This window comes from Hymenobacter volaticus, from assembly GCF_022921055.1.
Classification (GTDB): Bacteria; Bacteroidota; Bacteroidia; order Cytophagales; family Hymenobacteraceae; genus Hymenobacter; species Hymenobacter volaticus.
In genome coordinates this window covers 1,536,048-1,560,455 of sequence record NZ_CP095061.1, presented here as the reverse complement: position 1 = coordinate 1,560,455, position 24,408 = coordinate 1,536,048, and the positions used below count along the sequence as shown (strand labels likewise).

General features: G+C 55.6%; 16 protein-coding genes and 1 pseudogene. 3 read left to right on the top strand and 14 right to left on the bottom strand.

Annotated features, from left to right (window positions below; translation table 11 throughout):
• Positions 1 to 16 precede the first annotated feature (16 nt).
• Positions 17 to 1,084 carry a DUF6807 domain-containing protein gene (locus MUN86_RS06795; protein WP_245123316.1) on the top strand — a complete coding sequence of 356 codons (1,068 nt, stop codon included), beginning with the start codon at positions 17 to 19 and terminating at the stop codon, positions 1,082 to 1,084.
• A gap of 135 nt (positions 1,085 to 1,219) precedes the next feature.
• Entirely contained in the window at positions 1,220 to 1,672 is a 453-nt protein-coding gene (locus MUN86_RS06790) for a VOC family protein (RefSeq protein ID WP_245123313.1), read from the top strand.
• On the opposite strand, the gene MUN86_RS06785 is transcribed toward MUN86_RS06790, so the two are convergent.
• From MUN86_RS06785 to MUN86_RS06770, 4 genes are all read right to left on the bottom strand, one after another.
• Positions 1,669 to 2,994, bottom strand: coding sequence for a hypothetical protein (locus MUN86_RS06785; RefSeq protein WP_245123311.1), 1,326 nt, complete (start codon positions 2,992 to 2,994; stop codon positions 1,669 to 1,671). The genes MUN86_RS06790 and MUN86_RS06785 overlap by 4 nt on opposite strands.
• Positions 2,995 to 3,108: 114 nt before the next feature.
• Positions 3,109 to 3,837, bottom strand: a complete 729-nt coding sequence (locus tag MUN86_RS06780) for an MIP/aquaporin family protein (RefSeq protein WP_245123307.1) — start codon at positions 3,835 to 3,837, stop codon at positions 3,109 to 3,111.
• Positions 3,837 to 5,387 carry a glycerol kinase GlpK gene (glpK, locus tag MUN86_RS06775; protein WP_245123304.1) on the bottom strand — a complete coding sequence of 517 codons (1,551 nt, stop codon included), beginning with the start codon at positions 5,385 to 5,387 and terminating at the stop codon, positions 3,837 to 3,839. Before glpK ends, MUN86_RS06780 begins: the two co-directional genes overlap by 1 nt.
• A gap of 140 nt (positions 5,388 to 5,527) precedes the next feature.
• On the bottom strand, positions 5,528 to 7,147 hold the full coding sequence (locus MUN86_RS06770) for a glycerol-3-phosphate dehydrogenase/oxidase (protein ID WP_245123302.1): 1,620 nt from the start codon (positions 7,145 to 7,147) through the stop codon (positions 5,528 to 5,530).
• Positions 7,148 to 7,304: 157 nt separating this feature from the next.
• Between MUN86_RS06770 and MUN86_RS06765 the strand changes: the two genes are divergently transcribed.
• A complete protein-coding gene (locus MUN86_RS06765) occupies positions 7,305 to 8,072 on the top strand; it encodes a DeoR/GlpR family DNA-binding transcription regulator (RefSeq protein WP_245123299.1) in 768 nt (255 codons plus the stop codon).
• A gap of 338 nt (positions 8,073 to 8,410) precedes the next feature.
• Here the strand turns inward: MUN86_RS06765 and MUN86_RS32270 are convergent, their stop codons facing one another.
• The 10 genes and pseudogenes from MUN86_RS32270 to MUN86_RS06720 form a co-directional block, all read right to left on the bottom strand.
• Entirely contained in the window at positions 8,411 to 8,800 is a 390-nt protein-coding gene (locus MUN86_RS32270) for a hypothetical protein (RefSeq protein ID WP_375379491.1), read from the bottom strand.
• 57 nt (positions 8,801 to 8,857) lie between these two features.
• A pseudogene (locus MUN86_RS06760) lies at positions 8,858 to 10,449 on the bottom strand (glycoside hydrolase family 127 protein); the annotation flags it as partial.
• 148 nt (positions 10,450 to 10,597) lie between these two features.
• Positions 10,598 to 12,442, bottom strand: coding sequence for an NPCBM/NEW2 domain-containing protein (locus MUN86_RS06755; RefSeq protein ID WP_245123296.1), 1,845 nt, complete (start codon positions 12,440 to 12,442; stop codon positions 10,598 to 10,600).
• A gap of 214 nt (positions 12,443 to 12,656) precedes the next feature.
• Complete coding sequence (locus tag MUN86_RS06750) at positions 12,657 to 14,651, bottom strand: alpha-L-arabinofuranosidase family protein (RefSeq protein WP_245123292.1); 1,995 nt, start codon at positions 14,649 to 14,651, stop codon at positions 12,657 to 12,659.
• A 210-nt stretch (positions 14,652 to 14,861) separates the two neighbouring features.
• Positions 14,862 to 16,562 carry a sodium:solute symporter family transporter gene (locus MUN86_RS06745; RefSeq protein WP_245123290.1) on the bottom strand — a complete coding sequence of 567 codons (1,701 nt, stop codon included), beginning with the start codon at positions 16,560 to 16,562 and terminating at the stop codon, positions 14,862 to 14,864.
• A 159-nt stretch (positions 16,563 to 16,721) separates the two neighbouring features.
• The gene (gene araA, locus MUN86_RS06740) at positions 16,722 to 18,212 is read right to left on the bottom strand and encodes an L-arabinose isomerase (protein ID WP_245123287.1); all 1,491 of its coding nucleotides are present in this window, start codon (positions 18,210 to 18,212) and stop codon (positions 16,722 to 16,724) included.
• A gap of 122 nt (positions 18,213 to 18,334) precedes the next feature.
• Positions 18,335 to 19,036, bottom strand: coding sequence for an L-ribulose-5-phosphate 4-epimerase (locus MUN86_RS06735; RefSeq protein WP_243801302.1), 702 nt, complete (start codon positions 19,034 to 19,036; stop codon positions 18,335 to 18,337).
• A complete protein-coding gene (locus MUN86_RS06730) occupies positions 19,033 to 20,769 on the bottom strand; it encodes a ribulokinase (protein ID WP_245123284.1) in 1,737 nt (578 codons plus the stop codon). Before MUN86_RS06730 ends, MUN86_RS06735 begins: the two co-directional genes overlap by 4 nt.
• A 154-nt stretch (positions 20,770 to 20,923) precedes the next feature.
• On the bottom strand, positions 20,924 to 21,976 hold the full coding sequence (locus MUN86_RS06725; RefSeq protein WP_245125646.1) for an aldose epimerase family protein: 1,053 nt from the start codon (positions 21,974 to 21,976) through the stop codon (positions 20,924 to 20,926).
• A gap of 539 nt (positions 21,977 to 22,515) precedes the next feature.
• On the bottom strand, positions 22,516 to 24,156 hold the full coding sequence (locus tag MUN86_RS06720; RefSeq protein WP_245123282.1) for a family 43 glycosylhydrolase: 1,641 nt from the start codon (positions 24,154 to 24,156) through the stop codon (positions 22,516 to 22,518).
• Positions 24,157 to 24,408 lie beyond the last annotated feature (252 nt).

Below are 24,408 nucleotides of genomic sequence, written 5' to 3'. Positions count from 1 at the left end.
ACTTAACCGAAACCTGATGCAATTAGTCACCCTACCCTGCGCCGGAGCCCTGCTGCTGGCGCTGACTTGCACCTCCGTTGCCGAAGCTCAAAAAACCGAGCAAGTGCGCGTGGTCAAGGACCCGAAAGCCAAGAAGATTGACGTGTTTGTGGGCAAGCAATTGTTCACGACCCTGCTGTACCCCGATTCCCTCGAAAAGCCGGTTTTGTACCCGCTGCACGCCGCCAACGGCACCGTCGTGACGCGCGGATTCCCGGTGGCGCCCAAGCCCGGTGACCCCACCGACCACCCGCACCACCTCGGGCTGTGGTTCAACTTCGAGAACGTAAATGGACTCGATTTCTGGAACAATTCCTACGCCATTCCGGCTGACAAGAAAGGCTCGTACGGGTGGATCAAGACCGATAAGATTTTGGAAACCACCAGCGGCCCCACTGGCACACTGGCCTACCACGCCAACTGGACCAACCAGAAAAACGAGGTTTTGCTGGAGGAAAACACCCGCTTCGAGTTCAGCGGTACCGACCGTGAACGCACCATCGATCGGGTCACGACGCTGAAAGCCGTGATGGACGTGGTGACGTTCACCGACGCCAAGGATGGCCTGCTTGGCTTGCGGTTGGCGCACGAGTTGCAAATCCCGAGCGACAAAGACGAGAAGTTCACCGACAGCAAGGGCATCGTGACGGTGGTGAAAGCCGGCACCGACAAGGTGCCGAATGGCACCTACCTCACCAGCACCGGCAAGCGCGGCAACGACGCTTGGAGCACCCGCGCCGCGTGGTGCAAGGTGTATGGTAAGATGGGGCAGGATTCGGTGAGCATTGCCATTCTCGACCATCCCAAGAATCCGAACTACCCCACGTTCTGGCACGCCCGGGGCTATGGTTTATTTGCGGCAAATCCGCTCGGCGAAAAGATTTTCACCAACGGCACCACTGCCAAAAACCTCCAGCTCAAGAAAGGCGAATCGGTAACGTTCCGCTACCGCGTGCTGATCGACGAAGGCAGCAAAACCCTGTCGGCCAAACAGCTCAACCAAGCTGCCGCCGACTTCGCCAAGAAGAACGTAGCCGTGAAGTAGCAAAGAACTTAACCGCTAGCTGCTAGCACCGAAACTCGTCAAAGAAAACAGGATGGTAAGAGAGCCCCATTAGGTTCTTTTGCCATCCTGTTTATCTTGTGCCAAGTTCACAACCCACCACAAGAAAATCACTGAATGAAACGTGCCCTTCTTTCCCTTCTGATGCTAAGTTTAGTAGGGCTACAATTTGCGAAAGCGCAGTCGAAGAACGCGCTAACCTTCAATCACTCCGCTATTTGCGTGCGTGACCTTGCCACAAGCAACAATTTCTACAAATCGGTTTTAGAGTTAGAGGAAACGCCCAACCCATTCAATGACGGCCGCCACAGCTGGCTTAAGATAGGTCCGGGCTTGCAGCTGCACATTATTCAAGGAACCTGCACTGTAACGCCGGAGAAGAACGTGCACCTCTGCTTTAGCGTGCCTTCCCTAACCACCTTAACCAGCCGCCTTGAAAAGCAAAAGGTGCGCTACACCAACCTTAAAGGGGATGCCCAAGCGCCCACCGTTCGCGCCGACGGTGTTAAGCAGATCTATCTGCAAGACCCCGATGGCTACTGGATAGAAATCAACGACGCTAAACCTTAACGAGTTGGTTTGGCGTTGTCCCGTAGATCGGGATTAGCATTCAGCCGGTAGCTGAGCGATGCGCTAAGACTCCAAGGAGTTACCTCGTAAGTCATTAAACGGGGGTTAGCTTTGGAGGCGTAGTGAGAATAGTTTTCCTTCTCGTACAGCCGACCCGTAAATACCAGGGCCAACCGGTCGCGGCTGAGGCCGGCTTCCAAATAAGGCAGCAGGTTACTTTTGAAACCGTACAAGAAATCTTTTCTCACGCCAATATATTCAAACTCTGAAGTTGAGGTGAGAATCTGATTTACTTCAAAGCCGCCACCTAACACAACCTGCAGTTGCTGGCCAACTGCAGGAAAGCCGCGCACGCCATACTGCAGCGAAAGCAGCGTACCATGTCGCTGAAAAGTGGCCGATTCGTTTGAATCAAGGGTAGGCAAATCGATTATACCTGAGTTACCGAAACGCGAAATGAGTAGAGCGGCATGCAGGGCCAGCCGGCGTCCCGCATTGACAAGATCCAAGTAGCCACCACCTTGCAGGTTGAGTTGACCATCAAGGTTGTACTTGTCGAGTACGGCCCTAGTTTGGGCAGTGTAGCCGAAATTATGAGAGCGTAGAGAATTGTAACGCACTCCGGCAACTAGGCCTAGCCGAACGATAACTTTGGCTTGCTTTGTTTCTTCTCTCCTGATTTCCAAACCAGCTTTGCCAATAGCAGAGCATTGCTGGTTGTATGTCTGCACAACAGCACGTAGGCCTTCTGCTGTAAACGGTCCTTTGTCAACGGCAGCCATTGCAGCCGGACAATCTCCATAATACACCCGTAACTGATTTTTATAATCGTTGCCGTCGGCTGCACGCTTCGTGCCTTGCGCGTCCGTAATCAAGTAGCGGCGTTCTGCCATTTCCAAATAGGGCCGAGCTTCGCGTCGTACGAAGAAGTGTTTTACATTCTGCAGCGTTAAGGACAGCAAAGAAGACGGTCCTATTACTATTACATCGGCCAGAACGGAATCCATCTGCTGTTGGCCTCTTACGCTAGCTGTTAGGCGGGTAATATCGGTTTGGGCACTGCGGTCAATGGGCAGTAGTTCTTTCCGTAATAGTCGACCACTAGCCAAGTAGGCGGTACGAAGCTGGCGTCCGCTGTATGTGGTCAGTTCCTTAGTAGCGGAACGGAACCGGATGCTTGTGGGAGTATCTTCCCAGAAAGCGTTTTCAACTTCGCCTCGTAGCGTGTCGCCTTGACTTAGCACCACGTAGCCAGCCTCAAAGACTTGGCCGCTCGCGAAATGGCTGTAGATACAAAATAGGAGTAATAGTATTTTGCGCATATAGCGTAAACGCATGGTACCTTGAGTAATGTAGAAGCAGATGAGCTTCTATAGAAGTAGTTCTAATTGCCTTTGTAGTCGGTATTGGGTGAAGCTTACAACCTACAGTTTCAACTAACCCAATACCAGAAACAGCGCCGCTGCTAGTATGCCACCGAGAAACGGGCCTACCACAGGAATCCAGGCGTAGGTCCACTCGCTTGGACCTTTGTCGCGGATGGGCAGCAGCGCGTGTGCCAGCCGCGGGGCCAAGTCACGGGCGGGATTGATGCCGTAGCCAGTGGTGCCGCCAAGGCCCAAGCCAACTACCCACACCACCAGGGCTACGGGCAGCGCGCCTACTGAGCCTAAGCCGACGGGCGTGTGCGTAGGAGTGATTTCGGCGCCGGCAATGAAAAACACCGCCAGCACTAGCACTAGCGTACCAACCGTTTCATTAAGCAGGTTGGAAGCGTGGTTGCGAATGGCTGGTCCGGTGCAAAATACAGCCAGTTTCAGACGCGTCTCGGCGGTACGGTCGAAGTGGTCTTTGTAGAGCAACCACACCAGCGCGGCACCCACAAAAGCCCCACCAAACTGCGCTGCCAGATACGGCAAGACCAAATTCCAGGCAAACTTGCCGGCTACGGCCAGCCCCACCGTCACGGCCGGATTCAAATGCGCTCCACTCACTGGCCCGGCAATCACCACCCCCACATACACCGACAAGGCCCAAGCCGTGGTAATCACCAGCCAGCCGCTGTTGTGGCCCTTCGTGTCGGTAAGCACGACGTTGGCTACCACCCCATTTCCCAACAATAACAACACCGTAGTCCCGACAAACTCTGCAACAAAAGGACTCATCAGGCTTCGGTGGTTTGGGGTTGAGTGGTTGAGAAAGTAGTTTGTTTAGCGGGTTGAGCGCCCTTGGCCCACACCTGCAACGCCTGCACGGCGCGGTTCCAGTTGGCAATTCCTTCCTGAATAGGCGCTTGGTCAGCTTTCGGACTATACGAAGTTTCAGCGTGATTGAGATTTTGAATCTCTTCTACATTTTTCCAGTAGCCCACAGCTAGCCCTGCCAGATAAGCGGCACCCAAGGCAGTCGTTTCGGCCATGCGGGGCCGCACTACTTTGGTGTTCAGCACATCGGATAGGAACTGCATCAGCGTTTCGTTGACTGTGGCGCCGCCGTCTACCCGCAGTTCGGCAATGGGCAGGCCCGCGTCGGCTTGCATGGCTTTGAGCACGTCCATAGTTTGGTAAGCAATGGCTTCCACGGCAGCCCGCGCAATGTGCGCCGCCTTGGTAGCCCTCGACATGCCGAAGATGACGCCCCGCGCATACTGGTCCCAATGTGGCGCCCCGAGTCCGGCAAAAGCTGGCACGAAGCATACACCTTCACTGCTACTGACTTGCTTGGCAAGTTGCTCTACTTCGGCCGAAGTTTTGATGATGCCGAGGTTGTCGCGCAGCCACTGCACTACAGCGCCGGCAATGAAGATGCTGCCTTCCAGCGCGTAGTGCACCTGCCCATCTATCTTCCAGGCCACGGTGGTGAGCAATTTGTTTTGCGAAAGCCGGGCTTCCGTCCCGATGTTCATGAGCATGAAGCAGCCCGTGCCGTACGTGCTTTTCACCATGCCAGAACGTACGCACTGCTGCCCAAACAAGGCCGCCTGCTGGTCGCCGGCAATGCCTGCAATCGGAATTTTCGAGGCAAAAATCGTGGTTTTGGTTTCGCCATACACCTCGCTCGATTGCCGCACCTCCGGCAACATGCTGCGCGGAATAGCAAATAGGGCCAGCAGTTCATCGTCCCATGCCAGCGTGTGAATATTGAAGAGCATGGTGCGCGAGGCATTGGTCACGTCCGTGACGTGCAGCTCACCCTGCGTGAAATTCCAGATCAGCCAGCTGTCTACGGTGCCAAAGGCGAGCTTGCCGGCTTCGGCTTGTTGGCGGGCGCCTTTCACATTGTCAAGTATCCAGCGGACTTTGCTAGCCGAAAAGTAGGCGTCGAGCACTAGGCCCGTTTTGTTGCGGATTAGGTCTTCCTGCCCTTCTTCCCGCAACTGGTCGCAGTACTCGGCCGTGCGGCGGTCCTGCCACACAATGGCATTGTAGACCGGCTTGCCGGTTTTGCGGTTCCACACCACCACTGTTTCGCGCTGATTGGTGATGCCAATGGCCGCTATGCTTTTGCCGTTCTGCCCCGCTTTCACCGTTGCCTCGGCGGCTACCCCCGCCTGCGTCGACCAGATTTCCAGCGGATCATGCTCCACCCAACCGGGCTTGGGAAAGATCTGCGTGAATTCCTTTTGCGCCTCCGATACAATATGCCCTTTCTGATCGAAGAGGATGGCGCGGGAACTGGTGGTGCCCTGGTCGAGGGCAAGGATGAATTGCTGCATAGTGGGAGGTATACAGTGAGGAGGTTGGATATCAGTAGCCAAGAAGCGCAAAGCATTCGGCATAGCAATGCTTTACGCTGAAAATGGTGACTCTTCCCGCGGCCTCTCCTCCGGCAAAGAAGCCGAGGGGTGTAGGCCTACTACACCTTTTCTGGCTGCAGAACTTCTTGGCTTTCCAGCAAATAATGTTGAGCTACCTGCCGGAATGCCACTACTTGCTCTTGCTGCCAGGCCTCATCGTAGCCGAGTTCTTGGGCTAGCAAGGCCGCCACTTTCGGAGCTATTCGGAGGGCGGCGTGAGCATCGAGGAACAGCACACGTACCCGCCGGGCCAGCACATCTTCCACGGTGCGGGCCATTTCGTAGCGGGCAGCCCATACTACTTCCACTTTCAGGAATTCCAGGGTGCTGTCTAGCTTTTCGCTTAACTCGGGGTGCTCAACGATAAGCCGTTGCAAGGCCGGCTGGTCGGTGCCGTACACGTAGAGGTGGTTGCTCCGGTCGGGGGTGGCTTGGGCGCCGTGGATGGGCAGGTGAGCCGTTTGGCTTTGGGCAGTGGGCAGTTTGCCTAGCGCAATGGCTTTGTCAACTGTGTCCTGGCCCATGCGACGGTAAGTGGTCCACTTGCCGCCGGTGATGGTAATCAGGCCGGCTTCTGACACCAAGATTTTGTGGCTACGCGAAATCTCCTGCGTTTTCTCACCCCCGCCTTCCGTTGCGGCCAGTGGCCGTAGCCCCGCAAATACGCTCAGCGCATCGTTGCGCTTGGGCGCGCGGGTAAGATAGCGGCCTGCGGTGCGCAAAATAAACTCGATTTCTTCTTCCAAGGCCTGCGGTTCCTGGCTGTATTCCTTGAGGGGCGTATCGGTAGTGCCTACTACCACGCGGTTGTGCCACGGCACCGCGAAAAGCACGCGTCCGTCGTCGGTTTTCGGAATCATCAGGGCGTCATCGCCGGGTAGAAACGACTTGTCGAGGACGATGTGGACGCCTTGGCTTGGGCGCACCAGCTTTTTGCCGCCGGGCTTATCCATCTGCAGAATGTCGTCTACGAAGATGCCGGTGGCATTCACTACGGCTTTGGCGCGCACCTGATAAGTGGTACCGGTTTCTTGGTCGGCGGCAGTTACGCCCGCTATGTTGCCTTGCGCGTCTTTCAGCAGCCCGCGCACCTCGAAGTGGTTGAGCAGGGTGCCACCTTGCTCGATGGCCGTTTGGGCAAGGTTGATGGCCAAGCGGGCATCGTCGAACTGACCATCGTGGTAGAGCACGCCGCCTTTTAGCCCCTCAGCTTTAATGTTGGGTAGACGCTGTAGCGTTTCTTGTTTGCTGAGGTGCACCGACGCGCCCAAGCTCAGCTTGCCGGCCAGCAAGTCATACATCTTCAGCCCGATGGTGTAGAATGGGCCGCCCCACCATTCGTAGTTTGGAATGATGAAATCTTGGTTTTTGACCAAGTGAGGCGCGTTTTTTAGTAACAAACCCCGCTCGTACAATGCCTCACGCACCAGTGCTACGTCGCCCTGCGCTAAATACCGCACGCCGCCATGCACTAGTTTGGTGCTACGGCTGCTCGTACCCTTGGCGTAGTCCACCTGCTCCAGCAACAAGGTTTTGTAGCCCCGACTGATGCCGTCAAGGGCTACCCCCAACCCGGTTGCGCCGCCTCCAATCACGAGCAAATCCCAAACTACTTGCTCGTGTAAGTGCTGCAAAAGTGTTTGGCGCTGAAACTGAGCGGGTGAGATAGTGCTTGACATCGTTTCGTTGTGTTACGATTATTTACAATAAAGATAAGAAAACGAAACTTATTGAAACAATGATTATTCAATCATTTGAAAGTTATCTTTCACTTAGTTATTAGTTAAATCTTTGTTCGCTTCGTTTAAAATTACCAGAAAGGAATAGTTTTGCCAGATGAATCCTTCGAGCACCCAAAGGCACCAACATATTCTGCAACGCTTACAAGAGCAACAACACGTTGACGTTCTCGACTTATGCGAGGAACTGAACGTGTCGGCTGTAACGATTCGGAAGGATTTGAAACTCTTGGAAGAGAAGGAACTACTGTTTCGCACGCACGGCGGAGCAGCTTTGGAAAACCCGTACATTAAGGACAGGCCCGTCAACGAAAAAGAGTTGCTGTACGTGGACGAGAAAGCCGGTATTGCAACCGCGGCAGCAGCACTCTTGCACGCACAAGAAGCTGTAATTATGGCCTCTGGCACTACCATAGTAGCCCTTGCGCGGGCCCTCCCACCCCACCTTCCCCTGACGGTCATCACCGCAGCGCTGAATGTGGGCCTAGAGCTAGTCAATCATCCGGAAATAGAAGTGTTACAGCTAGGAGGCTATTTGCGGCACAGTTCTTCCTCGGTTACAGGGCCGCAAGCCGAACAAGTACTGGCAGATATTTCTTGCCAAAAGCTGTTCTTGGGCGTCGATGGCATCGACCTCGATTTTGGCCTCACCACGACCAATTCCGGTGAAGCCCACCTCAACCAAGTTATGTTGCGCGCCGCGCAGGAAATCATCGTGCTAGCCGATTCCTCGAAGTTCGGTAAGCGCGGCTTCAGCCGCATTTGTGGCCTCGAACAAGTCCACCGCATCATCACCGACCGAGGCATTTCCAGTCAAGATGCTAAGGCCTTGAAAGAGAGAGGCATTAAACTAACTATTGTGTAGGCTAAGCCCTTAGTTAGCTCTATTCACGTAACGTGCAAACGCTGCACTCCAGAAGCTTGAAGCTAATGCCCCTTAGCTCAAGGGCCAGGGGTGACCGACATATCAGAACGACACACCCGCCCGTCATGCTGAGCGCAGCCGAAGCATCTCGCGTGCTGACGCAGGAATAGTAATCAGACATCAGCACGCGAGATGCTTCGGCTGCGCTCAGCATGACGTTCTTTGTAAACAATGACAAATCAATAACTCCTTGCCTCTTATTTGAGGAGAACTAGCTCCCTAGCGTTTCTACCCTTTAGCACTAAATGAGCAACATTAGGCTGACTACATCCAACGCGCTATTTGGCTACTATCTTCTCTTCCACTTTCTGCGTGATGAGGTCCACGTCGGTGATTTTGGCGGGGAACCACACGGTCATTTCGCCTTTGCCACGGTTGGCCCAAGCGTAGTACGGAATGGCAGTTAGGGTTTGCGAAACGGTGCTAATAGAATTGTTGGCGGGGTCAACTTTCACTGCGGGCACGGTGGCGGTTAGCTCGGTGATACCATTGAGCACATCGGGCTTGAAAGCAGCGGTAAAGCTGGTGGAAGCTGGCACGATGAGGTTGCTGGTTTTGCCATCGTTGTCTTTCCACTCGGCGCAATACACAATGGGGCCGCGCTGCAGGGCTACTTTACCAGCGTCGTCGCGGACGTTGGGGTTGGCTACCACTTTGCGCACTTCCATCGGTAGAATTAATTCCACTACATCATTCTTGCGCCATTTGCGGGCCAACACGGCATAGCCGTTCTTCACCGTGTAGGTCAGGAGCTTGCCGTTTACCTTGATGCTCACCTGTTGCTCGGAGGGAGTGGCGAACGTGTAGAGGTCGGATGGTAGGGCTTGGTTGCGGGCCCAACCGGGAAGGCGCACCAGCAGGTTGAAATCGGCGGTTGACTTGGGGCTACCGTGAATTTCAGGTCGCCGTTCCAGGGGTAATTGTTTTGTTGCGTGATGCGAACGGGCTGTTTCTTGACGCTCAGGTCGGTGCTGCCGTTGATGAACAGGTTAACGTACACGTTGTTGTCTTGCTGCGCGTACACGTAGCCCGGCAACGAAGGAAACAGCCGTGCCAAGTTGGTGGGGCAGCACGAGCACTCAAACCAGCCCGCCCGCGCCGGCTCCGACTCCTTGAACACCGCGCTGTTCTTGATCTGCATGGCGTTGGAGTAGAAGAACGACTTGCCATCGAGGCCCACGCCGGAAATCAAACCGTTGTAAAGCACCTTCTCCATCACATCGATGTACTTCGAGTCGCCGTGGAGCTGGAACATGCGTTGGTTCCAGTACACATTGGCCACCGAAGCGCAGGTTTCGTTGTAGGCCGTGGTGTTGGGCAGCTCGTAGTTGCCCCCGAACCGCTCGCCACCTGGCACCGCGCCGGTGCCGCCCGTCACGTAGAGCTTCTTGCTCACCATGTTGTTCCAAATGCTATCCACGGCCGCCAGCATGCGTTTGTCGCCGGTCAGGGCCGCCACGTCGGCCATGGCCGAGTATAGGTATTCGGCGCGCACGGCGTGGCCAATGGCTTCTTTCTGGTCGTACACCGATTGGTGGTCTTGCCAGTACGAACCGTTTTTCCAGACGTCGGGGCTCTTGGGGTCGTAGCCTTTGTACTGGCCGCGCTGCTCCAGAAAGAACTTGGCTGTGCTCAGGTACTCCGGCTTGCCCGTCACGCGGTACAACTTCACGAGGCCCATTTCCACGATTTCGTGGCCGGGCGCTACGCTGCGCTTACCGGGGCCGAACACCGAGCACACCAGGTCGGCGTTTTTCAGGGCGATGTTCAATAAGCTCTTCTTGCCAGTGGCCTCGTAGTGCGCTAACGCCGACTCGTAGAGGTGGCCGGAGTTGTAGAGTTCGTGGCTCAGTTCCCGTTCTTTTTCCCACCGTTCTTTGCCAGCCCACGCGTGTGGATGGGCGGGGTCGATGGTGCGAGCGGTGTAGAGGTAGCCGTCGGGTTCCTGCGCCTTGCCTACCTTTTCAATCAGCTCATCGACATAGCTTTCCAGCTTTTTATCCGGGTACAAGCTCAGCGAATACGATGCGCCCTCGATGGTCTTGTAAATATCGGTGTCATCAAAAGGAAAGGTGGTGGCGAACTTGCCCGACTTGGCCGCGGCCATTTCGAAGTTTTTCACCCGGTTGGTCGCTTCGCACCGCTCGAACGACGCCGGGATGGTTACCTCAGTGTTGGTTTTCAGCCGGGGCAGCCAGAAGTTGTCGGCGAGTTTCACTTTGGTAAAAGCAACCGCCTGAATCGGATAATCGGTGCGTTGCGCAGTGGCGGAAGCGGCTAAACCAAGCGCCAGCGCCGTGAGAAGTGACTTAGACATAAGGCGGGATTTTCAGGAAAGACAAAAGAATCACTGGGATTGGGAAGAACTCGGACTTAACGGCTAAACAAGGGCTATGCGGTGCTCCGTCACGCTCGGAAGAAGAATTTCACTCACAGGCATCAACGCTACGCCAATCGCGGAACTGTTACTTCTTGGCAGAAATTCGGTACAAGCCCGCACCATGCCGACGAATAAACGGCGCAAACTCCCCGGTAAATTCCCCTACTGTTTTGCCGGTCCACATATTGCGCACGGTGCAGGCGGATGAAAAGCCCAACTGCTGCAACGGCACCACGATGCGCGAAGAATCGGCCGGGGCTGGCGTGTAGGGGCTCTTCGTGAAGATCAGGCAATTGATGGTACCACCCGTATTTTGGCTGGCCGCCGCTTTATCGAGGCCCGCGGTGGTTTTGAAACGGGTGTAACCGGGCGGCACATCAAATTCTATTATCGAGTTGGAGTGCGTCCCGATGCCATCGGCATAGGTTTTTCCATCCACTATCAACTGGCCGCCCGACACGCTCTTGTTTACCGTTGACTTCCCCCACCCTGCCGTGGCTTGTTTCCAGGGTATGGTAGTTAGGGATACAGTTTTAGTGCCGTTGGAGAGCGTCGGCGCTAGCCAGTTGGCGTGGTCCCAACCGGTGTCGTCGCCGCCATTGCGCACGTTCAGGTAGAGCTTGGTCGCGCCGGTGATGTCGATGTTGGCGTTTTTGCTTTGACCGGGCGTCTGGCGCGTGATTTGGCCGCTCGACCACGCGGCGGCAGTTTCAGGCAGCAATTCTTGGTCTTGGGCGTTGAAGACGGCCAGATACTTGTCGCCGGTTTTGGGGTCGTCGGCGGTCCAGGCTACTAGGTCGTTTTTGCGGAACAACTGGCGGTTGTTGCGGCTGTTGCTGTGCATAGCTAGCACTTCCTTGTTGGTCAGCAACGAGAGCGTGAAAGCATCATTGCTCGGCAGGTCGCCGCCAAACATCAGCGGCGAACGGAATATCGACCACAACGACATCAGGGTGTACTGCTCGTCTTTGGTGAAGCGCGTCATCCGGTCGTCGCCGCGCTCGGCCCGAATGCCCAATCGGCCCATGGGCAGCATATCGGCATCCGGCCACGCCCCGGTCATAATATACGGCGACCATCGGTCGCAGACCTCGAAGTGCTCTTTGAGCTGTTCCCAACTGTCCCAAAAGTCGCCGACGGTGCGCCACATGTTGGCGTTGGCTTGCACGTGCTTGGCATTGGCAATGGGCGTTTCGCCAGGCGAGGTGCTGAGCACCATCTTGCGGCCCGTCAGGTCAATGGCCTTCCGAATCATCTCCACTTCCGGCGCGTGGTACGGCGACGACAGGTCATCAACCTTCACGAAATCCACGCCCCACGACGCGTAGAGCTTGAAAATGGAATTGTAGTACTCCTGCGCGCCGGGCTTGCCAGCCACCACAGTGTACATGTCGCGCAGCCACGTCCCCTGCCCCTCTTTGGTGTAGATGTCGGCGGCGGTGGCCTTGCTTCCCAAGATGGGCAGTTTGCGGTTCACAGCCACCACCGGCACGCCGCGCATAATATGAATCCCGAACTTCAACCCTTTGGCGTGCATGTAGTCGGCCAGCGGCTTGAAGCCTTTGCCGCCGGCCGCCGAGGGAAACCGATTCGGGGCCGGAATGAAGCGCCCGTACTGGTCGATGTTGAAATCCGGGTCCTTCTCGTTGTAGCCGTGCGCTGTATCGTTGCCGACGTACCACCGGATGTCAACCACCACGTAGTCCCAGCCGCTGCTTTTCAGGTTTTTGGCCATGTAGTCGGCGTTGGCTTTCACCTCGGCTTCTACCACGGTGGGGCCATAACAGTCCCAGCTGTTCCAGCCCATGGGCGGTGTGGCCGCCCACTGATGGAAATCAGTTTTAGGGACGGACTTGGTTTGACTGAAGGCCGGAGCCGCCATGCTCCCAAACAGGCCAGCGGCCACTATCGACTTGTGCAGAAGATTCATAGAAAAGGAATTGACGGACGCCTATGCCAATAGGTAATAGGAAAGCAGCCTGTTGGCCACCACGCTTGCCAAGGTTCCGCGCGTTGACGTATACCATGAAAATCAAACGAAAAAGCGGAGTGGCTTTAGCAACCACTCCGCTCTTCACTTCGCTTTACTTAGCGATTACCAGGAATCCGAAGCACCGTGAACGAGTTGGGAGCCAGGGTGTAGCTCACCGTCGAAGACGATACTTTGAACTGCTCTTCTTTCGGGCGAGTTTGGTAGGCTCCTGCAAGCTGTTCACGGCTTGCAGGTCATTGCTGGCAAGTACAATGGCCTTGGCCGACTTACCCATTTTCTTCACCCCGGCCAGGTTCAGCTTCACCGGACGCGCGTCGTTGGAGTAATTCACCAGTTTCACCACAATGTCACCGGCTTTGTCGTCGGCTACGGCGCTGGCGAAGAGGTTATCGGTGCCATTCTTGGCATTGTTCGGCATCTGCACAGGCAGCATGGTTGTGCCCGCGTTGGTGCTGTACATCTTCTGCACATAGTAGTTTGGCGTGCCGTAGGCCTTGAGGTTGTCGAACCAAATCATGTCGGGCGTCCACTGCCACGCATCTACGTGAGCGAAAAGCGGGGCGTACGAGGCCATGTTCACCACGTCGGCGTTGCGCTCCAAGCCGGTCATGAAAGCCGCTTCCGAAATAGCACAGTCCCAGCTGTTCTTGTTGTCGGGGCTACCAATAGCGACACTTTGCGCGGCGTACTCGCCAGCGAAGATTTTCGGACCGGTGCGGGGATAGTTGTCATAGCGGCCTACGTTTTGGCGGAACCACTCGGGCTTGGCGTAGTAGTGCTCGTCTACAAACTCAGCCTTCAGCACACCTAGGCGCTTAGAAGCCGCTTCAAACAGCGGCCCGTCGGGGCTCGGGCCAGCACTCGACACGATTTGCATGTTCGGGTACTTGGCTTTGATGGCTTTAGCAAACGGCTCGTAGCGCTCCAAATACTGCGGGCCCCACTGCTCGTTGCCGATACCGATATACTTCAGATTGAACGGTGCCGCATGGCCCATTGCCGCCCGCTTGGCGCCCCAAGGGCTAGACGTAGCACCGTTGGCAAACTCGATCAGATCTAGCGCATCTTGAATAAACGTGTCCAGCGTCAGGTCGCCGGTAGCAGCATTGCCCGCATTCGGACCCGATGCCGTGATGGGTGCCAGCTCGGCTGAGTTGAACTGGCAGGCCATGCCCACGTTGAGGATGGGGAGTGGCTCGGCGCCAATGTCCTCGGAAAGCTGGAAGTACTCGAAGAAGCCCAACCCGAACGATTGGTAATAGTCGGGCGTGAATTTGTGCTTGAATTCGGTGTTCCAGCGGTTAATCAAAGGTTTGCGGCTAGCAACATCGCCAATGGTTTCTTTCCACTGATACCGCTCGTCCAAGGTGCGGCCTTCCACGATGCAGCCACCGGGGAAACGCAGGAAGCCGGGCTTCATGTCCTTGAGCAACTGCACCAAATCGGTCCGTAAACCGTTCTCGCGCTTCTGCCAAGTATCTTTTGGGAACAGCGACACCACGTCGAGGTCAATGGTACCGGCGCCTTCCATTGTTATTTTGAGACGCGCCTTGGCAGCCGTACCCGAGGATTTAAGCACGGCGGTGTACTTTTTCCACTCGTTCGTTAGGCCCGTGATTTTGGTTTCCGCCAGTACTTTTCCTGACGAGGCAGCTTCCGGTCCGTTTCCGCCACGGCCGGGCTCTTCTATCGTCACGTTCAGGCCGCTTACGTTGCCCGGACCCTTCCGCAGATACACCGAAAAAGTGTATTCAGCGTCTTGCTTCACGCCCATGCCCCGGAAACCCTCGTTGATGAAACCCGCATCCGGGCTAGCTGTGGGGGTCGTCAGGCGCAGGAAGTGGTTGTTGGTAGCGCTGATGGGCTGCTGACTGGAAACCAGGTAAGTCGACAAAGCCGCGGCGCCCTTAATAGCACGCCAACCCACGAGGTTCTCGTCGGTTTCAAACGACTTGTTTTTTACCAGTTCCGGGTACAACCCACCGTCGGCGGCGAAGTTGATATCCTCGAAAAACAAGCCGTACATGGTTTTGGCAATAGGCGCACCCGGCTTGTTTACTTGCACCGTGATGGTACCCGGCGCGGCAGTGCCTTGCGCTAGTGCCGTATTCCCGGTTACAGCGCCTAAAAGCGCTAAGCCGGACACAATCGATTGTGAATTTAGGAACCTAATTTTCAGGGTCATATGTGGGATTTTTTGGTGATGATGCAACGAGAGGTACTCTATCCTGTTCCGCCTGAAGATTCACGAAACCACTACTCGTAATGCTAAGCCTGCTTGTGAGTCGTTAGCCGAGTAGTGGTCCTACAAAACCCAAGGGGCAACTCGTAGGACCACTCGCTAGACCACCGATTTTTACCAGAATTTAGCGTACAGCGCCGTTATCAGCAACAGCGTAACAACAATCAGCGACATGGTTTGGGTGCTGACCTTGAACATACCCGGCGTCAGGTTGATAGCTCCCGGGTTGATGGCAGGACCAGCCAAGCTAACAACTACCATTAAGAGCACAGTGAAAGCAAACGACAGGCCCATGCAAATCAGGAACGGGATTTCGTAGCCGCCGTGACCGTTGGGGAAAGCGGTGTAGAGAATGGTTTCGGTTCCCATCACGCCTACGGCGTAGTTGTTGAAGAACACCGACAGGATGAAGCCGGCCAAGATGCCCACAATACCTGCCGTAGCCGTGGTGCGCTTCCAGAACATACCCAACAGGAAGATAGCCAAGATACCGGGCGAAATGAAGCCGGTGTATTTCTGAATAAACTGGAAACCACCCTCGCCGCCGATACCGAGCAAGTCTTCCCAAGTAAGAGCCACGCCCATTACCACAGAAGCCAAAATAGCCAAGCGGCCAACCCACACCTGCTTCTTCTCAGTAGCGTCTTTGTTGATGTAACGCTTGTAGATATCGAGGGTGAAGATGGTGGAAATCGAGTTGACTTTACCAGCCAACGAGGCCACAATGGCTGCCGTCAGGGCCGCCATCGAGAGACCTTTCAAGCCGTTAGGCAAGAAGGTAAGTACAGCGGAGTAAGCGTTGTCGGAGTTGAAAGCGCCGGTGGAAGACATTTCCTGCTGCAGCTCGCCGTTTTTAAAGAGCACGTAGGCGGCAATACCGGGCAGCATTACAATTACTGGCATCATCAGTTTCAGCATACCGGCAAACAGGATACCGGTGCGGGCCGTGTGCAAATCAGCACCGAGGGCGCGCTGCGTAATGTACTGGTTGCAACCCCAGTAGTTGAGGTTTACAATCCACTGCCCAGCGAAGTACATGGCAATACCGGGCAGCGCGATGTACTTATTTATATCCTCCTGCGGCGTATCGGGCCCAGGTTTCGGGAAGATCATCTTGAAGTGGTCACCAGCATTGTCCATCAGGGCCTTGAAGCCCGAAATGGCACCGCCGCCCAAGCCAAATTTGGTACTCACCACGTCCAGCGCAATGTAGGTGGTTACCAGACCGCCCACTACCAGCACGACCACTTGAATTACGTCGGTATAGCCTACCACTTTCATACCGCCGAGCGAAATCAGCAAGGCAAACACGGCCAGCGCTACCATAATCAAGTGGAAGCTGCCGCCCCCAATCAGGTTGCTAATGGCCAGCGCCCCGAGGTAGAGGATGGATGTCAGGTTGACCAACACGTAGAGAAACAACCAGAAGATACTCATAATCAGGCTCAGCGTGGTGTTGTAGCGCTGCTCCAGAAACTGCGGCATCGTGAAGATTTTCTCTTTCAAGTAAATCGGCATGAAGAACACCGCCACAATAATGAGTACAATAGCTGCCACCCACTCATACGCCGCCACTGCCACGCCCACATTAAAGCCGGACCCCGACATACCGATGAACTGCTCGGCCGATATGTTGGAGGCAATCATCGAGGCTCCAATAGCCCACCAAGTCAAGGAACCCTCGGCCAGAAAGTAGTCTTTGGTGCTTTGCTCGGCCTTTTGCTTGCTTTTATACACGTAGTACCCGTAGGCCGAAACCCCTACGAGGTAAAAGAGAAAGACAAGTAGGTCAAGCGTGGTAAGGTTGTTACGCATGAGTTAATTAAAGGGAACGTGGGAAATGAGGAGAGTAAATGAGAGCTTAATTTTAGTGAGAATTATTAAGACAAAATGAATGTCCTCCCCGCCAGGGGTCCTGCGGAGAGGACATTTTTTGGAATTTTATTGCCTTTGCTCAACTAGGCTTACCCTTGGCTAGCGGCCACCGAAGGCTACCTCGTTGTAGCGCAGCTCGTTCTTGAAAGTGCGCAACTTGGTGTCGTCGTCGATAAGAACGTATTCGATGCCCGCCATTTCTGCGAAGTCCTCCAAGTACTCGGCCGTCAGGTTCTGGCTGAAGCCGGTGTGGTGAGCACCGCCAGCCAAAATCCAGGCGGCGGCGCCCGTCGCTAGGTCGGGCTTCACTTTCCAGAGCACGCGGGCTACCGGCAGGTTCGGCAAATCTTGCTCGGGGGCCACGGCCACCACTTCATTTACAATCATGCGGAACCGGTTGCCCATGTCCACGATGGTGGCGTTGAGACCTTCGCCAGCCGGGCAGTTGAACACCAAGCGCACCGGATCGGCTTTGCCGCCAATGCCCAACGGATGGATTTCGGCGCGCACCTTGCCCTCGGCAATGGTGGGGCAGATTTCCAGCATGTGCGAACCCAGCACTTGGTTGTTGTTCGGCGCGAAATGGTAGGTGTAGTCTTCCATAAACGAGTTGCCGCCGGGCAGCCCCGCTCCCATCACCTTCATGGCCCGCACCAGCGCCGACGTTTTCCAGTCGCCTTCGCCGCCGAAGCCGTAGCCCTCGGCCATTAGGCGCTGCGTGGCGATGCCGGGCAGCTGCGCCATGCCGTGCAAATCCTCGAACGTATCGGTGAAGCCTTTGGCTTTGGTGTCTTGCAAGAACTTGCGCATACCCGCCTCGATACGGGCCGCGTCGCGCAGTGACTCGCGCTGGCTGCCGCCGTCCTTCAGCGTGTCAGCCAGTTCGTACTCCTGCTCGTAGGTGGTTAGCAGTTCATCGATTTGGGCGTCGCTCACTTCATTGATAACGGCTACCAAGTCGCCGATACCGTAGGTGTTCACGGAGTAGCCAAACTTGATTTCCGCTTCCACTTTGTCGCCTTCGGTTACGGCTACGTAGCGCATGTTGTCGCCGAAGCGCACGAAGCGGGCGCCCTGCCAGTCGGCCCAAGCCGAGGCCACGCGCGACCACACATTCAGGCTCTGGTGCACGGCGCTGTCCTGCCAGTGGCCCACAATCACTTTGCGCTTGATACCCATGCGGGCCCCAATGAAACCAAACTCCCGGTCGCCGTGCGCCGATTGGTTGGTGTTCATGAAGTCCATGTTGATATCCGCCCACGGAATGTCGCGGTTGAATTGGGTGTGCAAGTGCGCCAGCGGCTTTTGCAGAATCTTCAGGCCGTTGATCCACATTTTGGCGGGCGAGAAGGTGTGCATCCAGGCAATCAGACCCACGCAGTTTTCGGTGGTGTTGGCTTCCTGCACCAGCTTGTAAATTTCCTCCGGGCCGGTCAGCACGGGCTTGTATACAATCTTGATGGGCAGTTTGGTACCTAGTTCAGCAGCAATTTCCTGCGAGTGGGCAGCAACCTGTTCCAGGGTTTCGGGACCGTAGAGGTGCTGGCTGCCCGTGATAAACCAGGCTTCGTATTGCGAAATGTCGATCATGCTTGTGGCGCCAAGTGCAGTTGGCGGATTAGAATGGAACACCAACGGGTAGCTGGTGCAGGGTTTGGAAGGTAGAATAAGGTGAGACAGGCAGCGGCATGCACCGCTGCCAGGAGGCGGTGCTACTGACCGTAATAAGAGTTGGCGCCGTGCTTGCGCTCGTAGTGCTTGCGAATGAGGGCGTCTTTCAAGCGGGGTACTTCGGGGCGCAACGTGCAGCTCAGATACGCCAAACGGGCAATTTCTTCGAGCACGGCGCTGTTGTAAACGGCTTTTTCCACGGTGCTACCCCATGTGAAGGGCGCGTGGTTGCCAACCAGAATCATTTCCACTTCGGTGGGCGAAATACCGCGCCGCTCGAATTCCTGAATGATTTGCCAGCCGGTTTGGTGCTCGTAGTCGCCCTGAATCAGTTCGTCGGCCATAGGCGGCGCGCACGGCACGTCGGTGGTGAGGTGGTCGGCGTGGGTGGTGCCGAGGATCGGAATATCGGTTTGGGTTTGGGCCCAAGCGGTAGCGTAGGTGGAATGCGTGTGCACGATGCCGCCAATACTTTCCCATTGCTTGAAGAGCAGCGCGTGCGTCTTGGTATCCGACGACGGGCGCTTCTCCCCTTCCACAATGTTGTTGTCGTAATCCACGATGACGATGTCCTCGGGCTTCAGCTTCTCGTAGGGTACGCCGCTCGGCTTGATAGCGAAAACGCCCTTGTCGCGGTCCACCACGCTGGCATTGCCGAAAGTGAACAGCACCAGCCCGAGCTTGGGCAGCTGCATGTTGGCTTCGTAGCAATATTGCTTCAGGTCTTTATACTGGCTGCTCATGCGTGGTCAACTAAAGTGGTTTCAGAAGTGGTTTCGCCTTCCTTGAGCGTGACGGTTTCCACGAATTTGCCGAAGGCCTGGTACTGCTCGTAGCGCGCTTGGTAGTCGGCCACGCGAGCCGGATTGGGCTCGTAGGTTTCCGCGAAACCGCTGCCCATGGCGCGCTGCGCCGCTAGCACATCCTCGTGGATGCCGGCCGCTACTGCGGCGTAGATGGCTGCGCCCAAAGCAGGAGCCTGCTCGGAAACGGCAATCTTGATCGGCCGATTCAGCACGTCGGCCAAGGTCTGCATCACGAACTGCGACTTTTTCGCCACGCCGCCAATGCCAATTACTTGCTTCACCGGAATGCCTTCCTGCTCGAAGCGCTCCACAATTTGCTTGGAACCGTAGCAGATGGCTTCTACCAGCGCCCGAAAGATTTGTGGCGCGTTGGTTCCCATCGTGAGGTTCATCATAGCACCTTTCAGGCCTTGGTTGGCATCGGGCGTGCGGCGGCCATTCACCCAATCAAGGGCCAGCACCGCCGACTCTTCGGGGTCTACAGCGGCGGCGGCTTTGCTTAACTCTACCAACAGTATGTCGCTCATCTCGTCGCGCAGGGCGGCTTGCTGCTCGGCATTCAGCACTTTGGAATGGAGCAATACGTTGTGCAGCGGCCACTCCACAATCTGACGGAACCACGCCAGCAAGTCCCCGAAAGCCGACTGACCCGCTTCCAGGCCGAGCATACCCGGAATTACGGAGCCGTCTACCTGGCCGCAAATGCCCGCCACGAGGTGGCTACCAACTTCGGCCGTAGGCGCTACCACAATATCACAGGTGGAAGTGCCCATCACTTTCACCATCGAGTACGCTTCAATCTCGCCAGCTACGGCGCCAGCGTGCGCATCGAAGCTACCCACGGCTACCACCGTGTTGGTGGTCAGGCCGAGGCGCTCGGCCCATTCGGCGGAGAGGTTGCCGGCCACTTGGTCGGCGGTGAAGGTTTCTTCGAACAAACGGCTCCGCAGCCCGGCCAGCTTGGGCTCGAGGTGTGTCAGGAACTCTTCGGAAGGCAACCCGCCCCAGCTCTCATGCCACATGGCTTTGTGGCCGGCCGCGCAACGGCTGTGCTTGAAGGTGGCCAAGTCGCCGCCCGTGAGCAGCAAGGTCAGCCAGTCGCAGTGTTCCAGCCAAGAATGCGCGGCTTTCAGTACGGCCTCGTCTTCGCGCACCACGTGCATAATCTTCGCCCAGAACCACTCCGATGAGTAGATACCGCCTTCAAACTTGGTGAAATCTTCGCCGCCCCACGTACGCGCCTTCAGGTTGATTTCGGCCGCTTCTTCGAGGGCCGTGTGGTCTTTCCACAACACGAACATGGCATTCGGGTTGTTTTCAAAACCCGGCGTGAGAGCCAGCGAAACCCCTTTCTCGTTGACGGGGCCGGGCGTGGAGCCGGTGGTGTCCACGGCAATACCTACTACTTGCGCAGCGGGCACGTGGGCCACTACCTTCCGGACGGTGGCTTCCAGACCTTCGATATGGTCGAGAGGGTGTTGGCGAAATTGGTTGCGGGCGGGGTTGCAGAATTCCAGCTTTTTCCAGCGCGCGTAGTAGTGCACGGCCTGCGCTACTTCGGCTCCGGTGCGGGCATCTACCAGCAAGGCGCGCACCGAATCGGTGCCATAATCGACCCCGATGACGTAAGCCGCCTGCGGATCGGATGTTGCTGTTTGAGGAGTTTGCACGAGTGAGGAAATTGGGAGATTAAGAAATGTGAGGTGCTAGCAGAACGTTATGCCACGCTTGCTAAAGCACTGTGCGTGCTTGGGAGGAATTGCGATCCTAGTATCGGCACGCACAATGCTTCAGCAAGCAGCCTAACTATAAAGTACCGGCTCCCTACTTGCGGACGCCGAACTTGTAGATCGTGGTTGATTTGAGGGTGTCGCCGGGCTTAAGGATGGTGCTCGGGAACTTGGGCTGGTTCGGCGAATCGGGGAAGTGTTGCGTTTCCAGGCAGAAGCCAGAGTTTTTGCCGTACACCGTGCCGCCTTTGCCTTTCAGGGTACCATCGAGGAAGTTGCCGGTGTAGAACTGAATTCCGGGCTCGGTGGTGGTTACTTCCATGGTGCGACCCGAAGTAGCATCATAGACAGTAGCAGCGGCGTGCATGCCGCTTGGGTTGTTGAGCACCCAATTGTGGTCGTAGCCACCGGGCACCTGCCCGATCCGCTCGCCAATGGTGTGCGGGGTCGTGAAGTCGAAAGGCGTGCCTTTTACGGGCTTCAGCTCGCCGGTTGGAATCAGGGTAGCGTCTACCACAGTGTAGCGGTCAGCCGGCAGGGTCACTTCGTGGCCCAGAATGTCTTTGCCTACGCCGTGGTTGAGGTTGAAGTAGGCGTGGTTGGTCAGGTTGACCGGCGTGGCCTTATCGGTGGTTGCCGTGTAGTCGAGGCGCAGGGCGTCGTCGTTGGTGAGGGTGTAGACCACCGTTACGGCCAGGTTGCCGGGGTAGCCTTCTTCGCCGTCTTTGCTGTTGTATGTTAGCGTTAGTGTCTGGCCATCGGCCGAAGTGCCGGGCTTGGCCTCCCACATCACTTTGTCGAAACCTACTTTGCCGCCGTGCAGCGTGTTTGGTCCGTTGTTTTTAGCTAGCGTGTACTCCTTGCCATCCAGCGTGAACTTGCCGCCTTTGATGCGGTTGCCGTAGCGTCCAATCAACGCCCCGAAATACGGACCCGACTTCAAAAACTCCGGGCTCTGGTAGCCACTCACATCATCGAAGCCGAGGATAACATCCCCCATCTTGCCGGCCTTATCAGGCACCATCAGGCTGGTGAGCGTACCACCGTAGTTGGTAATGGTAGCTTTCACGCCGTGGGCGTTGGTCAGCGTGAAGAGCTGCGCTTCAGCGCCAGCGTTGGTTTTGCCAAAAGCAGTGGCAGTGGGCATAGCAGAAGTGGTTTGGGTGGAGTCGGTGGCAGTAGCGGCGGTGCTACCTTCGGTTTGAGCGGCGGGCTGCTGGTTGCAAGCGGCTAGCGCAATTCCGGCGGCGATACTGCCGGCGAGCATACCGGCGCGGTTGAAATTTGTCATGGGTAAATGGAAAGCGGGAGTTTAAAAGGAGTAATAAAGGATACAAGATTCAATGCCTATCTGCTACAAAAGCTATTAGCAGCGAGCCGCCAAGTTAAGAGCCTTTTCTAATGCGTAAGTGCATTATGCAATTGTGTATTGAATAGGTTAAATCAACTCTCCTCTTATAAAGCGCTCAATTTGGTATGTAAAGTAGAAATTCTTCCCTTATTACACAATCGTTTGTGTTTAGCTATACCGTATCCATTTGCTTCTGCTCCCCTTTGCACCAAAATAAATTGGTGCTTTTCCACTTTACTGATTGGTGCCACTCAGTGCTTTACAAAAGAAATAATGGAATATACTTGGCGTAGCAACCTCCATAGTTTTCCAAGGATTTTTTTGTATTAGATGCATTAGAGGACACTAACCTTATGTGTGGAGTAGCCACTCCCCTGCTGCACCCGCACCTGATATACGCCCGGCTTTAATTTGGCTTCGACTACCAATTTTGCACTTTGGCTTCCGAAGGTTCGCCGATATACTTCTTGGCCTTGCAGGTTGAAAACAACAATCGTCGCCTTTTCCGAGGCCCTGTCGCTGCTCACATCCACCGTAAAGTTTCCGTGCTCAGTCGGCACCGGGTAAATGCTGACATCAAACAGTTTTCTGCCGGAAGCTGTTGCCAACGGTCCTGCTGCGGTGGTTATCCAGCGCTGGCAAGAGCAGCCGTTATAATCAAACAGCCCTAGTTGAGTGCCAGGGACGGTAGAAGCAAATGGCACTTCCACTACTCTATTGCCGTTCACGGAAGCGAATACAAGCGTACCGTCACTGGCCCGATCAAGCCGAAACAGTTGGCACGTTGCACCGGCGCTAGCGCCTACTTGCAGGCCAGCATTGTTGGCCGCCGAGCAGTTAGCCACTCCTACTGTCTGCCCGGTTTGCACATTAACGATGCGGTACTCTCCGTCGCCTACTGCCGCAAAATCCCACTGTTGACACGGCTGGCTTGTACGGTTGCCCTGCGAAACAGCTTGGCCTGTACCACCAATACAACCAGCCTGCCACACCTGGCCGCTGTTCTGGCCAGTAATCTCGTAGCGGCCTGGCGCTAGCCAGTCGCGGCTTACTACTGGCCAGTCGGTTGCATCCCAAGTGAGTTTGGCAATGCCAAGCTTTGGCGTACCGTTGTCGTTCGCGTCATAATAATGGTGCGAAAACATACTCACGCCATTCTCCTCGAAAATACCGGCGTGCCCAGGTCCCACATAGCGCCCAGAGCGGTTTAGTACCACTGTGCCGCCATTATTGTTGAGGTCTACGCCGTTTTTATCTAGAAATGGGCCCGTCGGCGACGCAGAACGGCCTACCTGCATGTAGTAGGTACTAGCGGCTCCTTGGCAGCAACTGCCTCGGTTGATGAACAGGTAATAATAACTGCCATGCTGCTTCACATAAGCGGCCTCTACCCCATTGTTGGCCACCACAAACTGCTGGGTATTGCTACCGTTGAGGGGCTTCCCTGTGGTCGAATTCAACTGCAAAATCCGAATGCCACCAAAAAACGAACCGTAGACAAACCATAGATTATTGCTAGCGTCGCGAAACACGGCCGGGTCAATGGCGTTGGCGGCGCTGTTGCTGTTCGAGGAAATTACTTCGCCCTCATCGACCCAGTTGTAGTTGGGGCTGGCAGGGTCCAGCGTTACGTTGGTAGCCAAGCCGATAGCCGATACTTTCGAGCCAAACGAAGAGCAGGAGTAGTAGAGGTAGTACTTGCCGTTTAGGAAGATGCACTCCGGCGCCCAGTAGTCGTTCTGGAAACCAGGAACACGGGTTGTTATCCAACTAGGGCGCGTGCTTGGAGTGAAAACAGGTTGAGAGCTAAACGCCCAGGTTATCAGATCAGTGGAATACTTACTGGGAATTCCTTGGCCGGTAGTAAACACCCAGTACTTGTTCCCTTCCTTAATGATGGTGGCCGGATCGTGCGCGCGTTGGTCGCCCTGCTGCCCTATTACTTCTCTGCTCGGCCAAACTACAAGCAGCAGCAACAGCAAACTATACTCCAATCTCCGCTGCCAACTCCTAAGTGGCCACACAAGCTTTTCAAACTGAATAGCCTCATTCGTATTCGTCGACACCATAATATACTTAGTTTGAAAGGTAAAATGCGGCGAGGAAATAAGTACATACCACCAGCTAGCGTTTGTAAATGGCAGGAAATACAGTCAAGTCCCCTAGAAGAAGGTCGGGACCTTGGTAGCACTGCCGTCTACCAAAACAGCCGCCCCAGATTTTGGCCC